Raw genomic sequence first — 21,635 nt, forward strand, 5'->3', positions numbered from 1 at the left:
GCTACCGGACGTACCGCGGAAGGCATCCGGCCGGGCATCGCCCGGCCGGAAGAGACGAACCAGAACTCAGCGGTTGAGTTCCAGCAGCAGGGCATTCAGGCGGCGCACATAGTCGGCGGGATCCGCCAGCTGATTGCCGGCAGCCAGGTTGGCCTGATCCAGCAGGATGTTGGTGAGATCCGCGAAGCGGTCCTCGTCCTGCTCCTGATCCAGTCGCTGCACCAGCGGGTGACCGGGATTCAGCTCAAAGATGGGCTTGGCATCCGGCAACTTCTGTCCCGCCTGCTCGAGGATACGGCGCATCTGCAGACCCATATCCTGCTCGCTGGCGACCAGACAGGCTGGGGAATCCACCAGGCGGGTAGTCGCGCGCACATCCTCAACGCGCTCCGCCAGTACTTCCTTCACCCGCTCTACCAGGGCGCCGGACTCCTTCTCGACCTTCTCACGCTCGGCCTTGTCGTCGTCGTTCTCGGCATCACCCAGGTCCAGCGCGCCCTTGGCCACATCCTGGAACTGCTTGCCATCAAATTCGTGCATATGACCAACGAACCACTCGTCCACCTGGTCGGTGAGCAGCAGCACCTCGATCCCCTTCTTGCGGAAGACTTCGAGATAAGGGGAGGACTTGGCGGTGGCAAAGTTGTCCGCACACACATAATAGATGTGCTTCTGCCCGTCCTTCATGCGGCCGACATAATCCTCCAGAGACTGGTCCTGTTTGGCACTGTCGGTATGGGTGGTGGCGAAACGCAGCAACTTGGCGATTTTTTCCTTGTTGCTGAAATCTTCCGCCGGACCTTCCTTCAAGACCGTGCCGAACAGATCCCAGAACGTCTGATACTGGTCCACGTCCTTCTTCGCCAGCTTGTCGAGCATGTCCAGTACACGCTTGGTCAGCGCACTCTTGATGGCGTCGGTATTCTGATCCTTCTGCAGAATCTCCCGGGACACGTTCAGGGGCAGATCGTTGGAGTCCAGCACCCCTTTTACAAAGCGCAGGTACAGCGGCAGGAACTGCTCGGCGTCGTCCATGATGAAGGTGCGCTGCACGTACAGTTTGAGTCCACGGGCAGCATCGCGCTGGTACAAATCGAAGGGCGCGCGCGCAGGGATATACAGCAAGCTGGTGTAATCCAGCTTGCCTTCAACACGGTTGTGACTCCAGGTAAGGGGGTCGTCAAAGTCGTGGGAGATGTGTTTGTAGAACTCCTTGTACTCCTCGGACTTCAGCTCGGAACGCGGACGAGTCCACAGTGCCTGCGCGGCGTTGACCGCCTCAAACTCCGGCGCTTTCGCCGACTCGTCTTCACCCTCTTCACCAGTAGGCATTGCCTCTTTCAGCATTTCTACCGGAATAGCGATGTGGTCAGAGTATTTCTTGATGATGGAGCGCAGGCGCCAGCTATCGGCAAACTCTTTTGCCTCATCCTTCAGGTGCAGCACCACGCGGGTACCGCGGCTCGGCCACTCGACACTTTCCACCGAGTAATCCGCTTCGCCATTGCACTCCCAGTGCACGCCCTGGCTGGCGTCACTACCGGCACGACGGGTAAACACGTCCACCTTGTCGGCGACGATAAAGGCGGAGTAAAAACCGACACCGAACTGGCCAATCAAATGGGCATCCTTCTTCTGGTCGCCGGTCAGGTTCTGCATGAAACTGGCGGTACCAGAGCGGGCAATGGTACCCAGGTTTTCGATCACCTCGTCGCGGCTCATGCCGATACCGTTATCGGCGATGGTCAGGGTGCCGGCATCTTTATCGAATTCGATGCGGATACGCAGATCCGGATCTTCCGCCAGCAATTCCGGCTTGGAGAGGGCTTCAAAACGCAGCTTGTCCGCAGCGTCCGACGCATTGGAAACCAGCTCGCGCAGGAAAATCTCCTTGTTGGAGTAAAGCGAGTGGATCATCAGGTGAAGCAGCTGCTTGGCCTCGGTCTGGAAGCCGTGTTTTTCTTTATGCGCCTCTACAGTCATGAATCTGTTCTCCCCTGTATCTGGTCGATAGCTAAAACGCAAACAGACTTCCAATATTGGGCCGAGCCCGATCAATTCAAGCGCAGACACTGTCGAGGAGCCGGGAAAAACCGGCAACAAGGTTAAATTCCGCAGATAACGCAGGGATATGCAGCGCAGGAAAAAGCGCTGCAAGAGGAGCCGGGAGAAGAAAGGTCCCAAGAAACAGGACAGACAGAGCAGAAGGTGTAGAGCACCAAGGGGAGGAGGCTCAGCCCCTCCCGGTCACTTTTTGGCCGCAGCGGCAATGGCCTGTACCAGCTGGCCCCGGCCGGTGATATCGGCGATGAAATTGCCGGTCAGATCGGAAATCACCCGCGATTCAGCGTTCATCAATATGACGATGCCCACCTTGCGCTTCTCGGAATAGGCAATCGCCGCGCGGAACCCCGCCACCCAGCCACCATGGAAAATAATCCGGTCATCCCCCACGGTGTAAAGCCGCCAGCCAAGGCCGTAGCCCGCGTGGTCGATATAATCGCGCCAGATACGGTGCCGCATATGGCGGCGGGTCTCCACCCGCTCGGTGGTGACATCCTCGATCACGGCATGAGACAGCACTTCCGGGTAGTAGCCCATCTGCGCCTTCAGCCACTGGGCCATGTCGCTGATACTGGCATTCACCCCCGCGGCCGGTGCCGCCAGGTAATACTCCTTCTCAACCTTTACCGGACGCCAGCCCTTGCCTGTCTGCACATGGGGCGCGGCGCGGTTGCTGGTTGCCATAAAGCTTTCCCAGCCGAGGGAGGCATCCTCCATGTTCAGGGGGGCAAAGAAGCGCTCTTTCAATTGCCGACCGTAGGGCACACCGGTCGCCTTCTGGATAACGTCTTCGATCAGGCTGAACAGCACATTCTGGTAGCCGTAGCACTTGCCAGGCGTGCAGTAGGGGTCGATGGTGGAAAACATCGGCAGAATTTTCGACAGAGGCCGATTGTCTTCCAGATAATTGTCATAGGCATTCGGGGGCAGGCCGGAAGAGTGACTCAACAGATGCTGCACCTGCAGCTGCATGGACAGCGCCGGAGTCTTGAAAGTGAGCTCCGGCACATAGCGCACCACCTTGTCGCCCCAGCTGAACTTCTGCTCGTGCTCGAGCCCCGCCGCCATACTGGCGGCAAAGGTCTTGGACACTGAAGCCAGGCGGAACACGGTATGAGAGGTGACCTTTTCGTGCTTGCCCTTCACCCGCACGCCATAGGTGTCCATCGCCACGACCTGGTCGTGGTCGACGATGACATACGCCGCACCCGGAATTCCCTGCTGCTCCAGCAGCTGGCGAAAATAGCGATCAAATTCCTTGGCGCTGGCATCGACACTCTTGCTGATTACCTTGCCGCCGTCGCGAATGCTTTTTCCGATGCGCTCCGAACCGCCGGTATCCGCCACTGCTGCACTGCCGAGCAGCAGCGCTGCCGAAACTGCCAGAACCAGTCCGGAAATCCTGCTGCGAATACTGTTGGAAAAACCTTGAATCACCGTAAAAACACCATGGGTCGCACTTCAGACTGCCGCGACAGGGCTTCGCCATTCCCGCACCGCACTATAGCGGAAACCGGGTAAAGCGAGCGCCAGTTCTCTGCCGGGAACCTGTTAATAAGACTAGCAGGCCGGGCAAAAATCCCTGGTTCGGGCGCGCAAATTTACCGGCCACACGGTCAGGCAACGCCTGGCCTTGCGGTTTCACTCCCGGAACATTCGGAACTCCATGAGAGAAGGTCCCTTCGCGACGAGAGCTGCCACATTGTAATAAAACTGGAACGAACGCGCACATTAGCCGCCCACATCCAGGCTCCGTTTTTCAGGCATAAAAAAACCGCCTTACGGCGGTTTTTCGCGCTGAGGACGCAGGACTGCGCCCTCACTACCGAAGCAAACTTACAGCTTGCCGGAGTTCTCGCTCAGGTAAGCAGCAACGCCTTCCGGAGAAGCGTTCATGCCTTTGTCACCTTCCTGCCAGCCAGCCGGGCAAACTTCACCGTGCTCCTGGTGGAACGCCAGCGCGTCTACCATGCGCAGCATTTCGTCAACGTTACGGCCCAGCGGCAGATCGTTAACGACCTGGTGACGTACAACGCCTTCTTCGTCGATCAGGAAAGAACCACGGAAAGCAACGCCGCCTTCAGACTCAACGTCGTAGGCCTGGCAGATTTCGTGCTTAACGTCAGCAACCAGAGTGTACTTAACCGGGCCAATGCCGCCATCGTTGATAGCGGTGTTACGCCATGCGTTGTGGGAGAACTGGGAGTCGATGGAAACACCGATTACCTCAACGCCACGCTTCTGGAACTCTTCGAAGCGGTGATCAAAAGCGATCAGCTCGGAAGGACATACAAAGGTGAAGTCCAGCGGGTAGAAGAAGATAACCGCTTTCTTGCCCTTGATGGCTTCTGCCAGGGTGAAAGTGTCAACGATTTCGCCACTACCCAGAACAGCAGCTGCAGTGAAATCAGGAGCGGGCTTGCCTACTAATACGGCCATGAGAACCTCCTCAACGGATTTGATAATTTATAGTGGAAACGGTCAATTTATAACCAGCGGCTATAGATTGATAAAAGTTTGATAGGGGGCCGCTATGATACACAGCGCCTTATGGCAGTCCCATTAAATTTTTATATAAAGGCGATAGAAGCCACGACAGAAGTCGCCAGGCACACTGTGCATTTCCCGATTCACTCCGCCGCGAAGCAGCTGACCAACAGGTCCCAAATAGCACTACTGGCGCCATCACCACTGGCTAGACTAATTACTGAACGGTCGAATAATCTTATTGACACTTATTCTCATTACCAATAAGATCCTCTGCACGTTCAATTTCAGTCTGTTTTTGCGCCAGGTTTCCCGCAATGTACATATGTATCTGTAAAGGTATCACCGACAGCCAGATCAAAGAGGCCGTATACGACGGCTCTACCTCGGTAAAGGCTTTGCGTCGCCATCTGGGCGTATCTTCCCAGTGCGGCCGCTGTGCCGAGCTGACCCAGGAGATCATCGACGAAACCATGGCCGGCGGCGTTATGGCCACCGCCAACAGCGCCCTGTTCTATTCCGCCGGCTGATCCGCCCGGACTGAACCCCGCCACGGGCGCCATTTCCTTTTCGGCGCCCGGGGAATCCCTGCCCATCACGGGCACCTCCGACCCACCCTAATCTCATCGCCCCGCTAGCCAGTTCGCCCACCGTGGTCGACAGCACCATTCTGCTTCGTCATCACCCAAATCCTCCGTATCCCCCAAGCCTTCGTATCTCAAGAACGCCTCGGCCGCCGCAGAGCCACAGGCCCTGACCTATCTTTAATGGCATCGCCCATAGCCCCGGATAGTTTATGAAACAGCGGCTGCTGCACCTGTCCGAACGTCTGCGCGCCAGCTTCTGGCTGGTGCCGGCAGTAATGATGGCAGCCGCCATTTTACTGGCTCACGGATTGCTGCTGCTTGATCAGCACCTGACCGTGGATCACCTTCCCGGCTTGCGCTGGCTGAAACTGCGCGACCCGGAGAGCGCGCGCGCCCTGCTCTCGATCATCGCCGGCAGCACCATTACCGTGGCCGGCACCGTCTTTTCCATTACCACCGTGGCGCTGACCCTGGCCGCCAACCAGTTCGGCCCCCACCTGGTGCGCAATTTTATCCGCGACCGCGGCACCCAGATTTCCCTGGGTATTTTCCTCTCTACCTTTGTATACGCCCTGATGGTTATGCGCGGCATCCAGAGCAGCCAGATTAACGGCAGCGAAGGAAACCAGAGCCTGGCAGTGAGCATGGCACTGCTGCTGACACTGCTCTGTATCGCCTACCTGATTTATTTCATTCACAACGTGGCTCAGTCCATCCAGGTGGACAACATCACCTTTCACATCAATCGGGAATTCCGCAGTGCCCTGCAGCAGATCTATCCAACCGAAGAAAGCCGCGACCCGCGCAACAGCCGTGTTGACATTCGCGACCTCAATCTCGGTGACGACTACTTGTGGGTAAACACCCGCAGTAGCGGCTATGTGCAATTGATCGACCGGGAAAAGCTGCGGCGATGGGCCACGGATAACGATTGCTGTATCCACCTCGAATGTCACCCCGGCACCTTTCTCAATCACTGGAGTGGCATGGCCCGCGTGTTTGATCCCCCACGCACCATCGATAGCGAGACAATCGCCGAGGCAGTGCGCAGTGCCATCACCGTCGGCGCCCAACCCACCGCAGAACAGGACATCATCTTTTCCATTCGCCAGCTCGCCCAGATTGCCGTGCGCGCGCTCTCCCCCGGAATCAACGACCCCTTCACCGCCTACTCCTGTATCGATCGCTTGATCGATGGTATCGGTGTAGTGCTGCAACGCCCGCCACTGCCCAACTGCTTTCACGACCACCAGCAGCGCCTGCGCCTGGTAACCACCGAACTGGACTTCGCCGATGTACTGGCCGCGGCACTGGATGAAATACGCGAGTACGGCAGCCAAAGCGCCGTGGTGCTGCACCACCTGCTGGATGCACTGCAGCAACTGGCGGAAATCTGCAGCCGCGAGGAAGACAGGCGCGCACTGAAATACTGTGTCGAACGCCTGGCGGAAGACTGTGAAAAACAGATCGACGACAAATACGACACCACAACCATCCAGAAAAAAATCAATCACCTGCGCACCCAGCTCCTGCCCTAGCGCCTTCCGTAATGGAAACCCATATTCGCCACGCGCCCACAAACAATCTAAACGGCAATTATTCGCATTGATTTTTTCTGCCGTTTTCCAATTAATTTTCGTGCTTTTTCCCTGCACGTTCCGCGAAAATCGGCGCTTGACTTGCCAAACCCTGCAACGCAAACTCACCCGCAAAGCCGTAGCGACCCTACAATTCGTGAGAGAAAAATGGGGTTCGGAAATCCGCAAGGATTTACCCCTATATCATTCGGTGCGCGCTTAGGATTTCTATGATTAATAAAACGTCCTTTCAGGACACAAGGAGATAGCAATGAAAGGCGATCCCAAGGTTATCGAACATTTGAACAAGGCACTGGGCAATGAGCTAATCGCCATCAACCAGTATTTCCTGCACTCGCGTATGTTCAAAGACTGGGGCCTGAAGGAACTGGCAGACAAGGAATACCACGAGTCCATCGACGAAATGAAACACGCCGACTGGCTGATCGAGCGGATTCTGTTTCTCGAGGGCATTCCCAACCTGCAACACTTGGGCAAGCTGCTGATCGGTGAAAACACCGAGGAAATGCTCAAGTGCGATCTCAAGCTGGAGCAGAAAGCCATTCCCGACCTGCGCGATGGCATCGCTTACTGCGAATCCGTGCGCGACTACGGCAGTCGCGAACTGCTGGAGAAAATTCTCGAGTCTGAAGAAGAGCACGTGGACTGGCTGGAAACCCAGCTGGGCCTGATCGACAAGGTCGGCCTGCAGAATTACCTGCAAACCCAGATGGCCCGCGCTTCCGAAGAGTAAACGTACTACCCATCTTGTAGGAGCCTGCTTGCAGGCGCCTACAACAAAGTTGGGGAGAAAAGGCCGGGCACAAAAAAACCGCGAAATTTCGCGGTTTTTTTGTGCCCCCAGAAACCTGATCCGGGTAACAGCAACGATTACTCGCCCTGCTCGGCTCCCTTGGTCGCTTCTTCAATCAACGTCTTCAGTTCGCCGCTCTCATACATCTCCATGATGATGTCGCAACCGCCGATCAGCTCGCCCTTGACCCACAGCTGCGGGAAGGTCGGCCAGTTGGCGTACTTCGGCAGTTCCTGACGGATATCCGGGTTTGCCAGAATGTCCACATAGGCAAATCGCTGGCCACAGGCCATGATCGCCTGGGATGCGCGCATGGAAAAACCACACTGGGGCGCATTGGGGCTGCCCTTCATATAAAGCAGAATGTCGTTGTCGGCGATCTGCTGTTTGATGTTCTCCAGAGTATCCATAGTGGAAGCAAACCTCGGGTTGGAAAATTTGCGGCCACGGGCGGGGCCCGAAGCCGATCGATCACGGGAAAGCGCGCATTGTACCTGATTCCCTCCAGCGCGCACGCCCCGCTGGTGCCGTCGCCTCGCTGTGCTAGTATTGCCGGCTTCCCGGGGAATTCGCGGCAAAATAACGCGCCAAGCGCATTTTCTGCGGCTCCCCTTTTTGTGGCCCACCTACAGAGGAGATAGCAAAGTGGCCAATCCCGCACTGATGCAAAACTACGGTAACAGAACCCTGACCCTGGTCAGAGGTGAAGGCAATTACGTGTGGGACGATGCAGACCGACGCTATCTCGACGCTCTCTCCGGAATTGCCGTGTGCGGCCTCGGACACTGCCACCCGGCGGTCACCGCTGCCATCCAGGATCAGGCCAGCACCCTGTTGCACACCTCCAACCTGTACAACCTGCTGCCCCAGGAGAAACTGGCGGAACAGCTGGTCGCGCTGTCGGGTATGGACAATGTGTTCTTTTCCAATTCCGGTGCCGAGGCCAACGAGGCCGCGATCAAACTGGCACGCAAGCTCGGCAACGAGCGCGGTCTCGCCTGCCCCAAAATTATTGTGACCGAAGGCGCGTTCCACGGCCGCACCCTGGCCACCCTCACTGCCACCGGCAACCCCAAGGTGCAGCAAGGCTTCGCACCGCTGCCAGAAGGTTTCCTGCGGGTTCCTTATAACGATGTGAAGGCGATCGAGAAGCTCGCCGCCGAGCACAGCGACATCGTCGCGATTCTGGTGGAGCCGGTGCAGGGCGAAGGCGGTATCCGCATTCCCGACGCCGATTATCTTCCCAGACTGCGCACCCTGTGCGATCAGCAGGACTGGTTCCTGATGCTGGACGAAATCCAGACCGCCAACGGCCGCAGCGGCAAACTGTTCGCCTACCAGCACTGCCCGGGCCTGTTGCCGGACGTGGTCACCACCGCCAAGGGGCTCGGCAACGGTGTTCCCATCGGCGCCTGCCTCGCCCGCGGCAAGGCGGCCCAGCTGTTTACCGCCGGTACACACGGCTCCACCTTCGGTGGCAACCCGCTGGCCTGCCGCGCAGCGCTCGCGGTCCTGGAAACCCTGCAGGGCGAACAGCTGATCGAACGGGCCACGGAACTCGGCAGCCAGTTACTGGACCAGCTGCAACGCGAACTGGCAGGCTGTCCCCATGTAAAAGAGATCCGCGGTCTCGGACTGTTGATCGGCATCGAGCTGGATCGCCCCTGCGGCGACCTGGTGGAACTGGCCCGCAACCAGGGCCTGCTGATCAACGTCACCGCCGGCAATGTGGTGCGCCTGTTGCCGCCACTCACCCTGACCGATGCGGAGTGTCAGCAGATCGCCACCGGCGTCGCCGGCCTGATTCGCGACTTCGCCCAACAGGCCGCCTGAATACGGAGAAAACAACCATGGCAGTCAGACATTTTCTCACCCTCCTCGACCTGAGCCGGGACGAACTGCGCGCGGTGATCGAGCGCGCCATCGAACTCAAGGCACTACGTAACCAGGGCGTTTCCAGCGAGCCGTTCCGCAACAAGGTGCTGGGGATGATCTTCGAGAAATCCTCCACCCGCACCCGGGTCTCGTTCGAGGCCGGCATGGCGCAATTGGGCGGCAGCGCCCTGTTCCTGTCCCCGCGGGATACCCAGCTCGGCCGCGGCGAGCCTATTGAAGACAGCGCGCGGGTCATCTCGCGCATGGTGGACATGGTGATGATCCGCACCTTCGGCCACAACGTGCTGGAGCGCTTTGCCGAATACAGCAAGGTACCGGTGATCAACGCCCTGTCCGACAGTTACCACCCCTGCCAGCTGCTGGCGGATCTGCAGACCTATGTGGAACACCGCGGCAGCCCCGAGGGTAAAGTGGTGGCCTGGGTGGGCGACGGCAACAATATGTGCCACTCCTATATCAACGCCGCACGCCAGTACGACTTTGAACTGCGCATTGCCTGCCCCGAAGGCTACGACCCGGACGAAAGCATTGTCGCCGGCGATCGCGTATCCATCGTGCGCAAACCGGTAGACGCCGTGCGCGGCGCGGACTGGGTTGCCACGGACGTATGGGCCTCCATGGGTCAGGAAACCGAGCAGCAGATTCGCATCAAGGCGTTCGACGGCTTCCTGGTAGACCACGAGCTGATGAGCCACGCCAACAGCGATGCGATTTTCATGCACTGCCTGCCCGCCCACCGCGGCGAGGAAGTCAGTGGTGAGCTGCTGGAGGACGACGCCATCTCCGTGGTGTGGGACGAAGCCGAAAACCGCCTGCACGCGCAGAAGGCACTGATGGAATTCCTGCTGGACAACAGCAACTGATACATCGGTAAAAAGGGGCGCCGGGCTACTCCGGCGCCCCCTTTTTCTGATCACTTTTCGTACAAACCTCCCCCCCGTGCCCCGCCACACCACAGCAGGAACAATCCGTGCATTTTTTGACCTACCGGTGCCCTTTTGATCAGTGAATAATCAGCTCCAAATTATTATTGCTGCGCTTAATTTGAGGCGTGGTTGCTATTAAAAAATATTCTGAAAAATCCCGGGCAACCGACGCCATTGCTCATTTTTTATACCCAGCCAGTAACTACGGGCGCTAGCGAGCAGAAAATTTAACCGCCGCACCGACTACCCACAAATTATCCACAACTAACCCCTAAGTTATCCGCCTTGAATTAGGCCCCCAACCGCATTATCTTGTTGGTCATTCGAGTACGGACCCCAACATATTGGGTTTCAGGGGCAAATGACCCCGCGGAAAACGGCACACCTCGCCTGAATCCAACCACAACATCTTGTGTTCCGACTCCGTCGCACCTACAACGATCGACCTGCAAACAGCCCGCGACCGGGCACGAGTGGCTTGGCCCGCAACTTGCGTGTTCCGTTCAAGTCCAGGTGCGCACAATCTGACGCAGTATCACGCAGTACCCCGCAAGAGTTACCCGAGCGAAGCCCTGGCTTCGTCATCACTGCTTGTGCCTGCCGGATCAATCCGGTCAGCCCGCGGCCGATGGCCCCGCGGCGGGAAAGAGTTACTAAAGAGATACTGCGGGAGAGAGAACAGGAAGAGATAGTAAAGGCGCCAGTAGACCCCAGCCGGTCGCGGGCTCCCGGATAAACCGTTTCGGCGACAAGCCAACGTTTCAAAATACCAAAGTAAAAACCAAAGCGAGTCACACGCGACGCGCACACTAACTACGGAGAATTTCATGCACACAGAGACAGGGCGTTCTCAGCCTGTGCCAAATGGCACCACCAAGGATTCGGTTAGCGACCAGGCCAGCAGCAACACCACCCTCGCTGCGACAGCCCCTGGCCAAGTCCGTGTGATCAAGCGTAACGGTACCGTCGTCCCCTATGACGACGGCAAAATCTCCGTGGCCGTAACCAAAGCTTTCCTCGCCGTTGAAGGTGGCACCGCGGCCGCCTCCAGCCGCATCCACGAGCGCGTGGCGGATCTGGTGTCCCACATCAGCGCTACCTTCAAGCGCCGTATGCCTTCCGGTGGCACCATCCACATCGAAGAGATTCAGGACCAGGTAGAACTGGAACTGATGCGCGCCGGCGAGCACAAGATTGCCCGCGACTACGTACTCTACCGCGAAGAGCACGCGCGCCTGCGTAAAGAAAAAGAACAGCAGAAAGCCGCTGCCCAACAGCCCGCCGATGCCCACCCGAGCATCCGTGTAAAACTGGAAGACGGCAGCCTGATCCCGCTGGACATGGAGCGCCTGCGCACCATCGTCAGCGAAGCCTGTGAAGGCCTCACCGACGTGGACGGCGAACTGATCCTGTCCGAAGCGCTGAAGAACCTGTACGACGGCGTTTCCGAAACCGACATCAATACCGCACTGGTGATCACCGCGCGTACCCTGGTTGAGCAGGAGCCCAACTACACCTACGCCACCGCCTTCCTGCTGCTGGACAAACTGCGCGCCGAAGCCCTGCGCTTCCTGGACGTGGCTGAGTCCGCCACCCAGCAGGAAATGAAAACCCTGTACAAGCCGGCACTGGCCGCTTACGTCAAGCGCGGTATCGAGCTGGAACTGCTCGACCCGGCACTGGCCAGCTTCGACCTGGAAAAACTGGGCGAGGCAATCAAGCCCGAGTGCGATCACCAGTTCACCTACCTCGGCCTGCAGACCCTGTACGACCGCTACTTCCTGCATTCCGACGAAGTGCGTTTCGAACTGCCGCAGCTGTTCTTCATGCGTGTGTCCATGGGCCTCGCCATTAATGAAGAGAACCCCAACGAGCGCGCGATCGAGTTCTACAACCTGTTGAGCTCCTTCGACTACATGAGCTCCACCCCGACCCTGTTCAATGCCGGTACCCTGCGTCCGCAGCTGTCTTCCTGCTACCTGACTACCGTTCCAGACGACCTGCACGGCATCTACGGCGCCATCCAGGACAACGCCATGCTGTCCAAGTGGGCCGGCGGCCTGGGCAACGACTGGACGCCCGTACGCAGCCTGGGTTCCTACATCAAGGGCACCAACGGCAAATCCCAGGGTGTGGTTCCTTTCCTGAAAGTGGCCAACGACACCGCGGTAGCGGTGAACCAGGGCGGCAAGCGCAAGGGCGCCGTGTGTGCCTATCTGGAAACCTGGCACCTGGACATCGAGGAATTCCTCGAACTGCGCAAAAACACCGGTGACGACCGTCGCCGTACCCACGACATGAACACCGCCAACTGGGTACCGGACCTGTTCATGAAGCGTGTGTTCGAAGACAAGGAGTGGACCCTCTTCTCGCCGGCGGACACCCCCGACCTGCACGACCTGTTCGGCAACAAGTTTGAAGAGCGTTACACCCACTACGAGAAAATGGCCGCCGAAGGCAAGCTGCGCCTGCACAAGAAAGTGCGCGCGCTCGACCTGTGGCGCAAGATGCTGGGCATGCTGTTTGAAACCGGCCACCCCTGGATCACCTTCAAGGACGCCTGTAACCTGCGCAGCCCGCAGCAGCACGCCGGTGTGGTTCACAGCTCCAACCTGTGCACCGAGATCACCCTGAACACCAAGGCGAACGACGAAATCGCGGTATGTAACCTGGGCTCCGTAAACCTGTCCCAGCACATCGGCGAAGACGGCAAGCTCGACATGGGCAAGCTGGAAAGCACCGTGAAGACCGCCGTGCGCATGCTCGATAACGTCATCGACATCAACTACTACTCCGTGGAAACCGCGCGTCAGTCCAACATGCGCCACCGTCCGGTGGGCCTGGGCCTGATGGGCTTCCAGGACGCGCTGTACAAGGCCGGCATCTCCTACTCCAGCGATGAAGCCGTGCAGTTCGCCGACACCACCATGGAAGCGATCAGCTACTACGCCATCTCCACCTCCAGCGACCTGGCGGCAGAGCGCGGCAGCTACGGCAGCTACGAAGGTTCCCTGTGGAGCCAGGGCATCCTGCCGATCGACTCCATCGAAATCCTGGCCAAGAACCGCGGTGAGCAGTTCATCGACCAGGACACCAGCAGCACCCTCGAATGGGATCTGGTGCGCGAGAAGGTAGCCAGCCAGGGCATGCGTAACTCCAACGTGATGGCCATCGCCCCGACCGCGACCATCGCCAACATTACCGGCGTATCCCAGTCCATCGAGCCCACGTACCAGAACCTGTACGTGAAATCGAACCTGTCTGGTGAATTCACCGTGGTGAACCCCTACCTGGTACACGACCTGAAAGCCCGCGGCCTGTGGGACAAGGTGATGGTCAATGACCTCAAGTACTACGAGGGTTCCGTGCAGAAGATCGACCGTATCCCGGCCGACCTGAAAGCCAAATACGCCACCGCGTTTGAAGTGGAGCCGCGCTGGATCGTGGACGCCGCCAGCCGCCGCCAGAAGTGGATCGATCAGGCCCAGTCCCTGAACCTCTACATCGCCGGCGCCGACGGCAAGAAGCTGGACCTGACCTACCGCATGGCCTGGTTCCGCGGTCTCAAGACCACCTACTACCTGCGCGCACTGGCTGCTACCTCCACGGAAAAGTCCACCGTGACCACCGGCACCCTGAACGCGGTAAGTGCCGGCGGCAGCGCCCCGGTCGCCGCAGCACCCCAGGCCGAACCCGCCCCGGCTGCAGTGCCCAAAGCCTGCTCCCTGGACGATCCGGACTGCGAAGCCTGCCAGTAACTTTGTAGGAGCCTGCTTGCAGGCGAACTCACGAGCCTCGCGAAGCGAAGCTCGTGAGCAGAACCAAAGCCTCTCGGGGGAGAGCACCGCACGGACCAGTTACCCAGTAGCCGGCGCCGTGCAACCAAGACCATAAGCGCCACCCCGGCCCCGGAAATTGCTCACTAAAAAAGCAAACAAATCCGGGCCGGGCGCAGGCTGCAAAAAACACACAATGCAGATGACCGTTTGGCACGGGAATCGCACGGAATTACAAGGGGAAGTCATGCTCAGCTGGGACGATTTCGAGACTCAATCCAAAGCCGAACCCAAGGCCAAAGAACCGCAACCGGTGCCGGGCGCCCTGCAATCCGAGCAGGCAGTCACCGAACCCGGCGCTAGCTACCAGGTAGAGAGCGCCAGCAGTGCCCCGGCACCGACCGCGGCCCAAGCCGAATCCTCGTTAACTGCAGCCGCCTCTTCTGCCGTAGAAGCCGCGCGCGCCGCCGTCGCCGACCTGGACCCGGCCCCGGGCCTCGAAGAACTGGAAATGGGCGCCGCCCGTATCCAGGTAGACGAAAAGCGCATCATCAACTGCCGCGCCGACCTGAACCAGCTGGTACCGTTCAAGTACGACTGGGCCTGGCAGAAATACCTCGACGGCTGTGCCAACCACTGGATGCCGCAGGAAGTGAACATGAACAAAGACGTGTCCATGTGGAAAGACCCCGCCGGTCTGACCGAGGACGAGCGTCGCATCGTGGAATACTCCCTGGGTTACTTCTCCACCGCCGACTCCCTGGTAGCCAACAACCTGGTGCTGGCCATCTACCGCCACATCACCAACCCGGAATGCCGCCAGTACATCCTGCGTCAGTCGTTTGAAGAAGCCATCCACACCCACGCCTACCAGTACTGTGTAGAGTCCCTGGGCATGGACGAAGGCGAAGTCTTCAACATGTACCGCGAAGTACCCAGCGTCGCCAAGAAAGCTGCGTGGAGCCTCGCGCACACCGGCTCCATCAGCGACCCCAACTTCAAGACCGGCACCGTAGAAACCGACCAGGAACTGCTGCGCAACCTGATCGCCTTCTACGCCGTTACCGAAGGTATCTTCTTCTACTGTGGCTTCACCCAGATCCTGTCCATGGGCCGCCGCAACAAGATGACCGGCGTTGCCGAGCAGTTCCAGTACATCCTGCGCGACGAGTCCATGCACCTGAACTTCGGCATCGACGTGATCAATCAGATCAAACTGGAAAACCCGCACCTGTGGACCGAAGCGTTCAAGCTGGAAGTAACCCAGATGATCCTGGAAGGTATGGAACTGGAAGTGGCCTACGCCCGCGACACCATGCCCCGCGGCGTACTCGGCATGAACGCAGCGATGATGGAGGAATACCTCCACTTCATCGCCAACCGTCGCCTGAGCCAGCTGGGCCTGAAAGAACAGTTCCCGGGCGCCCAGAACCCCTTCCCCTGGATGTCCGAGATCATGGACCTGCGCAAGGAGAAGAACTTCTTCGAAACACGGGTTATCGAATACCAGACCGGCGGTGCACTACAGTGGTAAACCACTAAATGCATCGACTGTAGAAAAGGATTTACTACAACGAAGAGTCGCTCACAGGAAGAGAGGTATTGAAGCGGGCGTAATGCCCGCTTTTTTTATTCTTATGGCATGCAATTTAGTTAATTGAATTCCAAATTTAGCAAGCCACTTTACATATTTACTAGTAAGCCCTGTTATTCGTACAGAGAAACTGAACAATAAAAATGTAGCCTGTCGGAGTTTGATGGTAACGCCGACAATCTGCCAATCAAGGTTTTCACCTATAAATGAGTATTCGCAAAGAAATCACCGATGTTTTCACCCCGAGACAAAGCGAAGTTAATACAGAGATGTATGTGTTGCGACCTCTGTATGAAAAGTCACTTGGAAGATCACTAAAAAGAAATTCTCATACACTAATTTTCGGCGACAGCGGAAATGGAAAATCGTGGCTCTACAAGAAAGTTCTAAAAGAAAACTCGATCCCATACGTTGTAGCCAACTGCGCTAATGCATCCAGATTAAAGTCTATAACGAGTGAAATTTGCAGCTGCCTCATAGAGCCTGGCACAGTCACAAAATTAGGGTTCAATGAAGAAAAGGCGGCTGAAGTAAGTGCATACTTTGCCAAAGGTGGCATAAAACATAACGGGAGCTATGACATAACCCAAGAGGAACCCCTTCTCAAGGCATTTAAGTTATTTGCGGACACCACGCCAAATAAAAAAATTATTGTACTTGATAACTTGGAATCCATTTTTGGCTCCAAAGACTTAATGGATGAATTGGCCGACATAGTCATTTTGCTCGATGATGAACGATATGCATCATGCAATATAAATCTTCTTATAGTAGGCATCCCGAATGGGGTACTACAGTATTTTAATGAAACCAAAAACCTAGAGTCAGTTGCCAACCGCATTCAAGAAGTCGAAAAAGTAACAGGTCTTGGCTCCGGACAAGTTATGGAAATAATAAAAAAAGGATTTGATCAGCTATCTATAAATATTACTGGTCAATCGCTGCTCGATCTATCAGACCACGTATGGGACGTTACACTCGGCATCGCTCAACGCGTACACGAATATTGCGAGTGTCTAGCATATGAAATCGAGGATAACGACTGGAAATATGATAAGTCTCTACTTCACAAAACCGACTTATCCTGGCTAAGACAAGGACTACGCCAAAGCTATCAAGTTATTGAAAACCACCTAAATAGTAGAGAAACGGCCGTAGCAAGAAGAAATCAAGTAATATTTTGTATTGCCAAAATAAGACGCCATCAATTTGACTCTAACGATATCGACAATCTCATCAGAAAAGAATTCCCAAGCACGATACCGGTAACCAACATGGGAATCGGATCGATACTAGGAGAACTCACAAAAGGTGAAAAGCCCCTCTTAAACAAAAATGAGAAGAGCAACTCCTACTCAGTGAGAGACCCTCGCTATTTGATGTGCATCAGAGTTGCCCTATATAAAGACCATATTTCCGAAAAAGTAATGAAAAAACATTTCAAGATATAGGCAATTCAATAAACAATAAATGGCCAGATCAAAATTTGACGCAGAACCACATAAAAAAAGCAACCAAAAGCTGATTTGGCTCCATTTTTCAAAGGCAAATAGTTAAATGAGAGATCTAATATCACGACATCGCCAGGATTTTAGTGAACTAAGGCGTCTTTGCCTTACCTGTCACGGGCTTGACTTTACAAGCAGCAGCTTTTCCTCGCGTGATTGTCGACTAAAAATTACAGAAAACTTGGAATCTGCTCTTCAAAACTTAATTTCAAGCAATCTCCTGAATCTCGCCATTGCGATCAGAATTAATTTATATCAAGAAACCATTTCAAACCCCAATATAGAGCTTCCGGAATCATCTTGGCTTTATTATGACGACGAACTAATTGATAGACCTGCAACACTGAAACAGGTCTGCGACAAAATCATACACGCCAACACTGTTGCAAAGCCCGTGCTCCCACCAGAACTATGGGAGGGTAACAGCAAAATCGCAATTCAGCTTAAGGGAGTAGAATTCGGGAAAAAGGCGTGGACACTGAATATAGTACTTGAGAGGTTTGCCGAAGACATCCTTAATCTTTTAGATTCAATAGAATCTGACGGTATTTAGGAATCAATCGAGTCAGAGCAAATATTTGACGCAAAAATGTCGCCTGAGCCGATACACCTATGAAATAAAGATGGACGAAATCAAGCAAAAGATTGCCCTTTTCATCGACGCCGACAATGCCCCAGCGGCTAAGTTTGAAGATGTACTGAGCGAGGCCGCGAAGTATGGTGTCGTCACCATTCGCAAGGCTTATGGCAACTGGAAATCACCTACCCTCATGAATAAATGGGGTCGAATAAATGGGGTCGGAGTAAAGTTTTGACGTAGAATTCACTCAATTCAGATAATCCTCGACACTAATCAGCAAACTCATTTAGAAGAATAAAAGTGAACAAAAGCAGCTATTTGATAACAGGCCTGAAAACATTAGAGTCAGAGTAGAATTTGTACACACGAGTGCTTATACCAAAACTTTGCTCTACTCCCCGTTTTCGCGTTTTTTAAATAATCTGCTTGACGACTTAGGGAAGGTATGAACGAAGGCATACTTAGAAATTTTACTTGGCCGCTCCTGATCACAATTGTTGTTGCAATAGGTGCATTCTCGGGAGCTTTCGACTCTGAAGCCGAAGAAGCGGTGGAGACTGCGTTGAAGCGCTCTCTTGTTACCTTCGGAATAGCGCGCAGTTTGAACGCTGTCATCTCAGTAGCACAGGGAACCGAGGTTAGCGTCACCCCACTAGGAATGGGCTTGACATTGGCGCCAGGCGAGGTACTGGATCCACTGAACGATCTAGTGGAGCGTTTTTCTGGCTTTATGTTAGTAAGCTCAGTAGCGCTTGGAACGCAAAGGGTATTGATAGAAATATCGAGCTGGCTGCCGTATTCAATATTTCTTGTCGCGCTAGGCTTTTCTTCGTTGGTCTTACGTTCTTTTGGAGCTCAATCTATTTCCGAATGGCGGCATTATCTATGGCGAGGATTTGTAGTTCTCGCTATGGTAAGATTCGTCGTTCCCATTGCGGTGGTCGGGTCAGAGTGGATGTATTCAAGCTTTTTGGAAGCCCAACACGTCGAAGCAGAACAGGGGATTTCTGAAGCGTCGAGCCGTGTTCGTACGATCAATGCCGAGCGCGGTGCAGAGATTCCGGAGGAATCTGTACAAGGGTCATGGGAAAAGCTCAAAGAATGGGCGGCAGGGGTGAAAATCAAGGCGGCCTCAGCGGTACAACTTGAACGCTATTCCGAGGCCATGAAGGAAACTGCAAAAGATACGGTTGAACTTATCGTGGTCTTCTTTCTCAGTACTTTTATATTCCCAATTGCAATAGCGATAGCGCTTTGGCGGCTCGCAAAGTGGGCACTGGCACGCCCAACCATCAAAGACAATGACTGAAAAGACTGGAATACGAAAAATTGCGAAAAATTGGGGTCAAAAAATTGGAGTCAGAACAGAATTTCTGGCGCACAAATTAAAATAGGGTCAGATCAACATTTCGACACTGCATAACACAAAACACGTAAAAGAATTTTTTACTGATCATCGCACTATGCATTAACACCGCACGCCATTGGAGGAATTTTGAATAAACAGCGATCTCCTTTCATGTTGATCATCGTACTGTTCGTTACAACCTGCTTAGCTGCCAGCAATCAGGACAGCAATAAGTTCGACCCTACCGGCAGTCAGGTGGTACCACTGGACTTTCTTCCGGCCTTGAAAGGTGACTACTTCCGGTTGGACTCCGAAATTATTGGCCGCTCCTACCATATCTATATTCGCTATCCTGAGGGCTACGACCAAAACCAGGAACGACACTACCCGGTGGTTTATCTGCTCGACGGGGATTCCCTGTTTCCTATACTGGCCGCCAACCACCTGTTCCTGACCTACGATGACAAGCTTCCAGAGGCTATCATTGTCGGCATTGCCTACGGTGGCTTTGATGCCGCCACCAATCGGCGCAGTTACGACTTCTCAACACCGGCAGAGAACAATCAGATAAAGCAAGGTGGTGCCGAGGACTTCCTCGCGTTTCTGGAAACGGAGTTGCTGCCACACGTAGAAGAAAAGTACCGGGCCGACCCGCAGCGCCGCATCCTGTTCGGCCAGAGCCGGGGTGGCTATATGGTGTTGTACACGGCGATGCAGAAGCCGGACCTTTTCTGGGGCCGAATAGCCAGCAACCCCACCTTGAACCCCGGACGGGAGCAGTTTTTCGCCACTCCCGCCGAGGCTTCCCGCCATGATCTGACTCTGGTGGTCACCAGCAGTGCCCACGATATCCCTGCCCTGCGTGCCAGCGCTCTGGAATGGCAAGATTATTGGGCAAACAGGGAAAGTACCCCTTGGAAAATAGCCTTCAATACTACGCCGAACGGAACGCATGCTGCGAACAGCACCGATAGCTATCGATTCGGCCTGCATCAAATATTTGCTGAAGAATTACAGGAAGCTGAAGAACATAAAGAAGCCGATGGCACGGCGTATACAAACTGATATTAAATGGGTTCAAATCAACGTTTTGACGTATACATTACCTTAAACCCAGAATTACCACGGATGTAAGATGGACGAAATCAAGCAGAAGATTGCCCTTTTTATCGATGCCGACAATGCCCCGGCGAGCAAGTTTGAGGATGTCCTGAGCGAGGTCGCCAAATACGGCGTGGTCACCATTCGCAAGGCCTATGGCAACTGGAAGTCATCGTCTCTAAAAGGCTGGGAAGATCTTCTGCACGAACATGCTATTCAGCCAGTGCAGCAGTATGATCTGACCAAGGGCAAGAACGCCTCCGATATTGCGCTGGTGATCGATGCGATGGATGTGATGTACACCAAGGACATCGACGTGATGTGCTTTATCTCATCGGATTGCGACTTTACCCCGATGGTGACCAGAGCGCTGGCCGAGGGCAAGGTGGTGCTCGGGTTTGGCGAGCGCAAGACACCGCCGCCCTTCGTGAATGCCTGCTCCAAGTTCCTTTTCCTCGACAAATCAGACGTGGTCAAGGAAGAGAACGGTGATAAGCCCAAGAACATCAAATCGGATACCAAGCTGATTACCCTGCTGCGTCAGGCGATCGAAGCCACCGAGGACGATGATGGCTGGGCCGTACTGGGCGCCGTCGGCTCCAACATTTCCAACAGAGCATCCTTCGACTGCCGCAACTACGGTTACAAAAACCTGAGCAGCCTGTTCCGCTCCATCGACCTGTTTGAGTTGAAGCGGGGTCCGGGAAAGTCATATCTGGTCAGGGATATCAGAAGAAGCAAAAAGAGCGGATAGCCTCATCGTGATCTATGTCCGGTAACAGGTGCAATGGCCTATCTACAATCATTCGGGGAAGGTATAACGTCAAACCAGACAACCAACCGAAAACAACCAGTGGCTCCCGTGCAACCGTTTACAACCCAATTTACCCTGTCCCGAGAATACCTTGCCGAGTGTTTCGATCAGTCTTTGCCCTATGGGAAAGGTGCCCAGCCCAACTATCTCTTTCCGGTTTTGCTGTTTGCGGCGGGTGCCGGGTTACTGCTGTTTACCGGGCAACCCAAAGTCGCCGGTTACCTGTTGATCGCGCTGGCCATTCTGGAGCTGCTGCATATTCGCTTCCGGCGCGCCTGGTGGTTAACGCGGCAGATGTGGGGAAAAGGTGCCGGTGCTGAAGTGCAACTAACCATCGATGAAGAAGGCATCCAGACGCAGAATGCCTATGCGCAAACCGCGCTGTTGTGGTCGGATATCGAGCGTGTTATTGAAACCGATTTGGGGCTGATTCTGGTGGCCAAATCCGGTGGCCGGCAGTACTTATCCAAATCCCTGTTTACTACGGATTTGGTGAACGAGATTATTGCCAAAGGCAATGGGCGAGCCTGATCCGGCACCAAATAGCTTAAGAGCCCCAATAC

The 21,635-nt window shown here is 55.2% G+C and carries 18 protein-coding genes; 14 read left to right on the top strand and 4 right to left on the bottom strand.

The genetic code is table 11. The annotated features are described in order from the left end of the window. Positions 1-66 precede the first annotated feature (66 nt). The 3 genes from htpG to PVT68_RS06070 form a co-directional block, all read right to left on the bottom strand. Positions 67-1,983, bottom strand: coding sequence for a molecular chaperone HtpG (gene htpG, locus PVT68_RS06060; protein ID WP_280321772.1), 1,917 nt, complete (start codon positions 1,981-1,983; stop codon positions 67-69). 264 nt (positions 1,984-2,247) lie between these two features. After that, positions 2,248-3,501, bottom strand: a complete 1,254-nt coding sequence (locus PVT68_RS06065; protein ID WP_280321773.1) for a serine hydrolase domain-containing protein — start codon at positions 3,499-3,501, stop codon at positions 2,248-2,250. Positions 3,502-3,900: 399 nt separating this feature from the next. After that, entirely contained in the window at positions 3,901-4,503 is a 603-nt protein-coding gene (locus tag PVT68_RS06070) for a peroxiredoxin (RefSeq protein WP_280321775.1), read from the bottom strand. 365 nt (positions 4,504-4,868) lie between these two features. Between PVT68_RS06070 and PVT68_RS06075 the strand changes: the two genes are divergently transcribed. From PVT68_RS06075 to bfr, 3 genes are all read left to right on the top strand, one after another. Further along, complete coding sequence (locus PVT68_RS06075; RefSeq protein ID WP_280321777.1) at positions 4,869-5,081, top strand: bacterioferritin-associated ferredoxin; 213 nt, start codon at positions 4,869-4,871, stop codon at positions 5,079-5,081. Positions 5,082-5,347: 266 nt separating this feature from the next. Continuing rightward, complete coding sequence (locus PVT68_RS06080; protein ID WP_280321779.1) at positions 5,348-6,676, top strand: DUF2254 domain-containing protein; 1,329 nt, start codon at positions 5,348-5,350, stop codon at positions 6,674-6,676. 310 nt (positions 6,677-6,986) lie between these two features. Next, positions 6,987-7,469 (top strand): bacterioferritin, encoded by a 483-nt coding sequence (gene bfr / locus PVT68_RS06085; RefSeq protein WP_280321781.1) that lies wholly within the window; start codon positions 6,987-6,989, stop codon positions 7,467-7,469. 137 nt (positions 7,470-7,606) lie between these two features. On the opposite strand, the gene grxD is transcribed toward bfr, so the two are convergent. Beyond that, on the bottom strand, positions 7,607-7,939 hold the full coding sequence (grxD, locus tag PVT68_RS06090; RefSeq protein WP_280321782.1) for a Grx4 family monothiol glutaredoxin: 333 nt from the start codon (positions 7,937-7,939) through the stop codon (positions 7,607-7,609). A gap of 235 nt (positions 7,940-8,174) precedes the next feature. Between grxD and PVT68_RS06095 the strand changes: the two genes are divergently transcribed. From PVT68_RS06095 to PVT68_RS06145, 11 genes are all read left to right on the top strand, one after another. Further along, on the top strand, positions 8,175-9,362 hold the full coding sequence (locus PVT68_RS06095) for an aspartate aminotransferase family protein (protein ID WP_280321783.1): 1,188 nt from the start codon (positions 8,175-8,177) through the stop codon (positions 9,360-9,362). 17 nt (positions 9,363-9,379) lie between these two features. Then, positions 9,380-10,288: an ornithine carbamoyltransferase gene (argF, locus tag PVT68_RS06100; RefSeq protein WP_280321784.1), complete on the top strand. Its 909-nt coding sequence runs from the start codon at positions 9,380-9,382 to the stop codon at positions 10,286-10,288. A gap of 890 nt (positions 10,289-11,178) precedes the next feature. Further along, complete coding sequence (locus tag PVT68_RS06105; protein WP_280321785.1) at positions 11,179-14,109, top strand: ribonucleoside-diphosphate reductase subunit alpha; 2,931 nt, start codon at positions 11,179-11,181, stop codon at positions 14,107-14,109. Positions 14,110-14,374: 265 nt separating this feature from the next. Further along, complete coding sequence (locus PVT68_RS06110; RefSeq protein ID WP_280321786.1) at positions 14,375-15,661, top strand: ribonucleotide-diphosphate reductase subunit beta; 1,287 nt, start codon at positions 14,375-14,377, stop codon at positions 15,659-15,661. Positions 15,662-15,927: 266 nt separating this feature from the next. Then, positions 15,928-17,172 (top strand): AAA family ATPase, encoded by a 1,245-nt coding sequence (locus PVT68_RS06115; protein WP_280321787.1) that lies wholly within the window; start codon positions 15,928-15,930, stop codon positions 17,170-17,172. 238 nt (positions 17,173-17,410) lie between these two features. Beyond that, entirely contained in the window at positions 17,411-17,782 is a 372-nt protein-coding gene (locus tag PVT68_RS06120; RefSeq protein ID WP_280321788.1) for a hypothetical protein, read from the top strand. Between the two features lie 70 nt (positions 17,783-17,852). Further along, complete coding sequence (locus PVT68_RS06125) at positions 17,853-18,044, top strand: NYN domain-containing protein (protein WP_280321789.1); 192 nt, start codon at positions 17,853-17,855, stop codon at positions 18,042-18,044. Positions 18,045-18,254: 210 nt separating this feature from the next. After that, positions 18,255-19,118 carry a hypothetical protein gene (locus PVT68_RS06130; RefSeq protein ID WP_280321791.1) on the top strand — a complete coding sequence of 288 codons (864 nt, stop codon included), beginning with the start codon at positions 18,255-18,257 and terminating at the stop codon, positions 19,116-19,118. Positions 19,119-19,328: 210 nt separating this feature from the next. Next, a complete protein-coding gene (locus PVT68_RS06135) occupies positions 19,329-20,222 on the top strand; it encodes an alpha/beta hydrolase (RefSeq protein WP_280321793.1) in 894 nt (297 codons plus the stop codon). 70 nt (positions 20,223-20,292) lie between these two features. Next, entirely contained in the window at positions 20,293-21,012 is a 720-nt protein-coding gene (locus PVT68_RS06140) for an NYN domain-containing protein (protein ID WP_280321794.1), read from the top strand. Positions 21,013-21,120: 108 nt separating this feature from the next. Further along, complete coding sequence (locus PVT68_RS06145; RefSeq protein ID WP_280321795.1) at positions 21,121-21,603, top strand: YcxB family protein; 483 nt, start codon at positions 21,121-21,123, stop codon at positions 21,601-21,603. Positions 21,604-21,635 lie beyond the last annotated feature (32 nt).

Source organism: Microbulbifer bruguierae (genome assembly GCF_029869925.1).
In the GTDB taxonomy this organism is placed as follows: Bacteria; Pseudomonadota; Gammaproteobacteria; order Pseudomonadales; family Cellvibrionaceae; genus Microbulbifer; species Microbulbifer bruguierae.

What these genes read in the sequence shown, in the direction of transcription:
- PVT68_RS06070 (WP_280321775.1), bottom strand. Translation starts at nt 4,503, where the DNA reads ATGGCCGTATTAGTAGGCAAGCCCGCTCCTGATTTCACTGCAGCTGCT.
- PVT68_RS06105 (WP_280321785.1), top strand. Translation starts at nt 11,179, where the DNA reads ATGCACACAGAGACAGGGCGTTCTCAGCCTGTGCCAAATGGCACCACC.
- PVT68_RS06125 (WP_280321789.1), top strand. Translation starts at nt 17,853, where the DNA reads ATGGACGAAATCAAGCAAAAGATTGCCCTTTTCATCGACGCCGACAAT.
- htpG (WP_280321772.1), bottom strand. Translation starts at nt 1,983, where the DNA reads ATGACTGTAGAGGCGCATAAAGAAAAACACGGCTTCCAGACCGAGGCC.
- bfr (WP_280321781.1), top strand. Translation starts at nt 6,987, where the DNA reads ATGAAAGGCGATCCCAAGGTTATCGAACATTTGAACAAGGCACTGGGC.
- PVT68_RS06115 (WP_280321787.1), top strand. Translation starts at nt 15,928, where the DNA reads ATGAGTATTCGCAAAGAAATCACCGATGTTTTCACCCCGAGACAAAGC.
- grxD (WP_280321782.1), bottom strand. Translation starts at nt 7,939, where the DNA reads ATGGATACTCTGGAGAACATCAAACAGCAGATCGCCGACAACGACATT.
- PVT68_RS06135 (WP_280321793.1), top strand. Translation starts at nt 19,329, where the DNA reads ATGTTGATCATCGTACTGTTCGTTACAACCTGCTTAGCTGCCAGCAAT.
- PVT68_RS06130 (WP_280321791.1), top strand. Translation starts at nt 18,255, where the DNA reads ATGAACGAAGGCATACTTAGAAATTTTACTTGGCCGCTCCTGATCACA.
- argF (WP_280321784.1), top strand. Translation starts at nt 9,380, where the DNA reads ATGGCAGTCAGACATTTTCTCACCCTCCTCGACCTGAGCCGGGACGAA.
- PVT68_RS06075 (WP_280321777.1), top strand. Translation starts at nt 4,869, where the DNA reads ATGTACATATGTATCTGTAAAGGTATCACCGACAGCCAGATCAAAGAG.
- PVT68_RS06140 (WP_280321794.1), top strand. Translation starts at nt 20,293, where the DNA reads ATGGACGAAATCAAGCAGAAGATTGCCCTTTTTATCGATGCCGACAAT.
- PVT68_RS06080 (WP_280321779.1), top strand. Translation starts at nt 5,348, where the DNA reads ATGAAACAGCGGCTGCTGCACCTGTCCGAACGTCTGCGCGCCAGCTTC.
- PVT68_RS06110 (WP_280321786.1), top strand. Translation starts at nt 14,375, where the DNA reads ATGCTCAGCTGGGACGATTTCGAGACTCAATCCAAAGCCGAACCCAAG.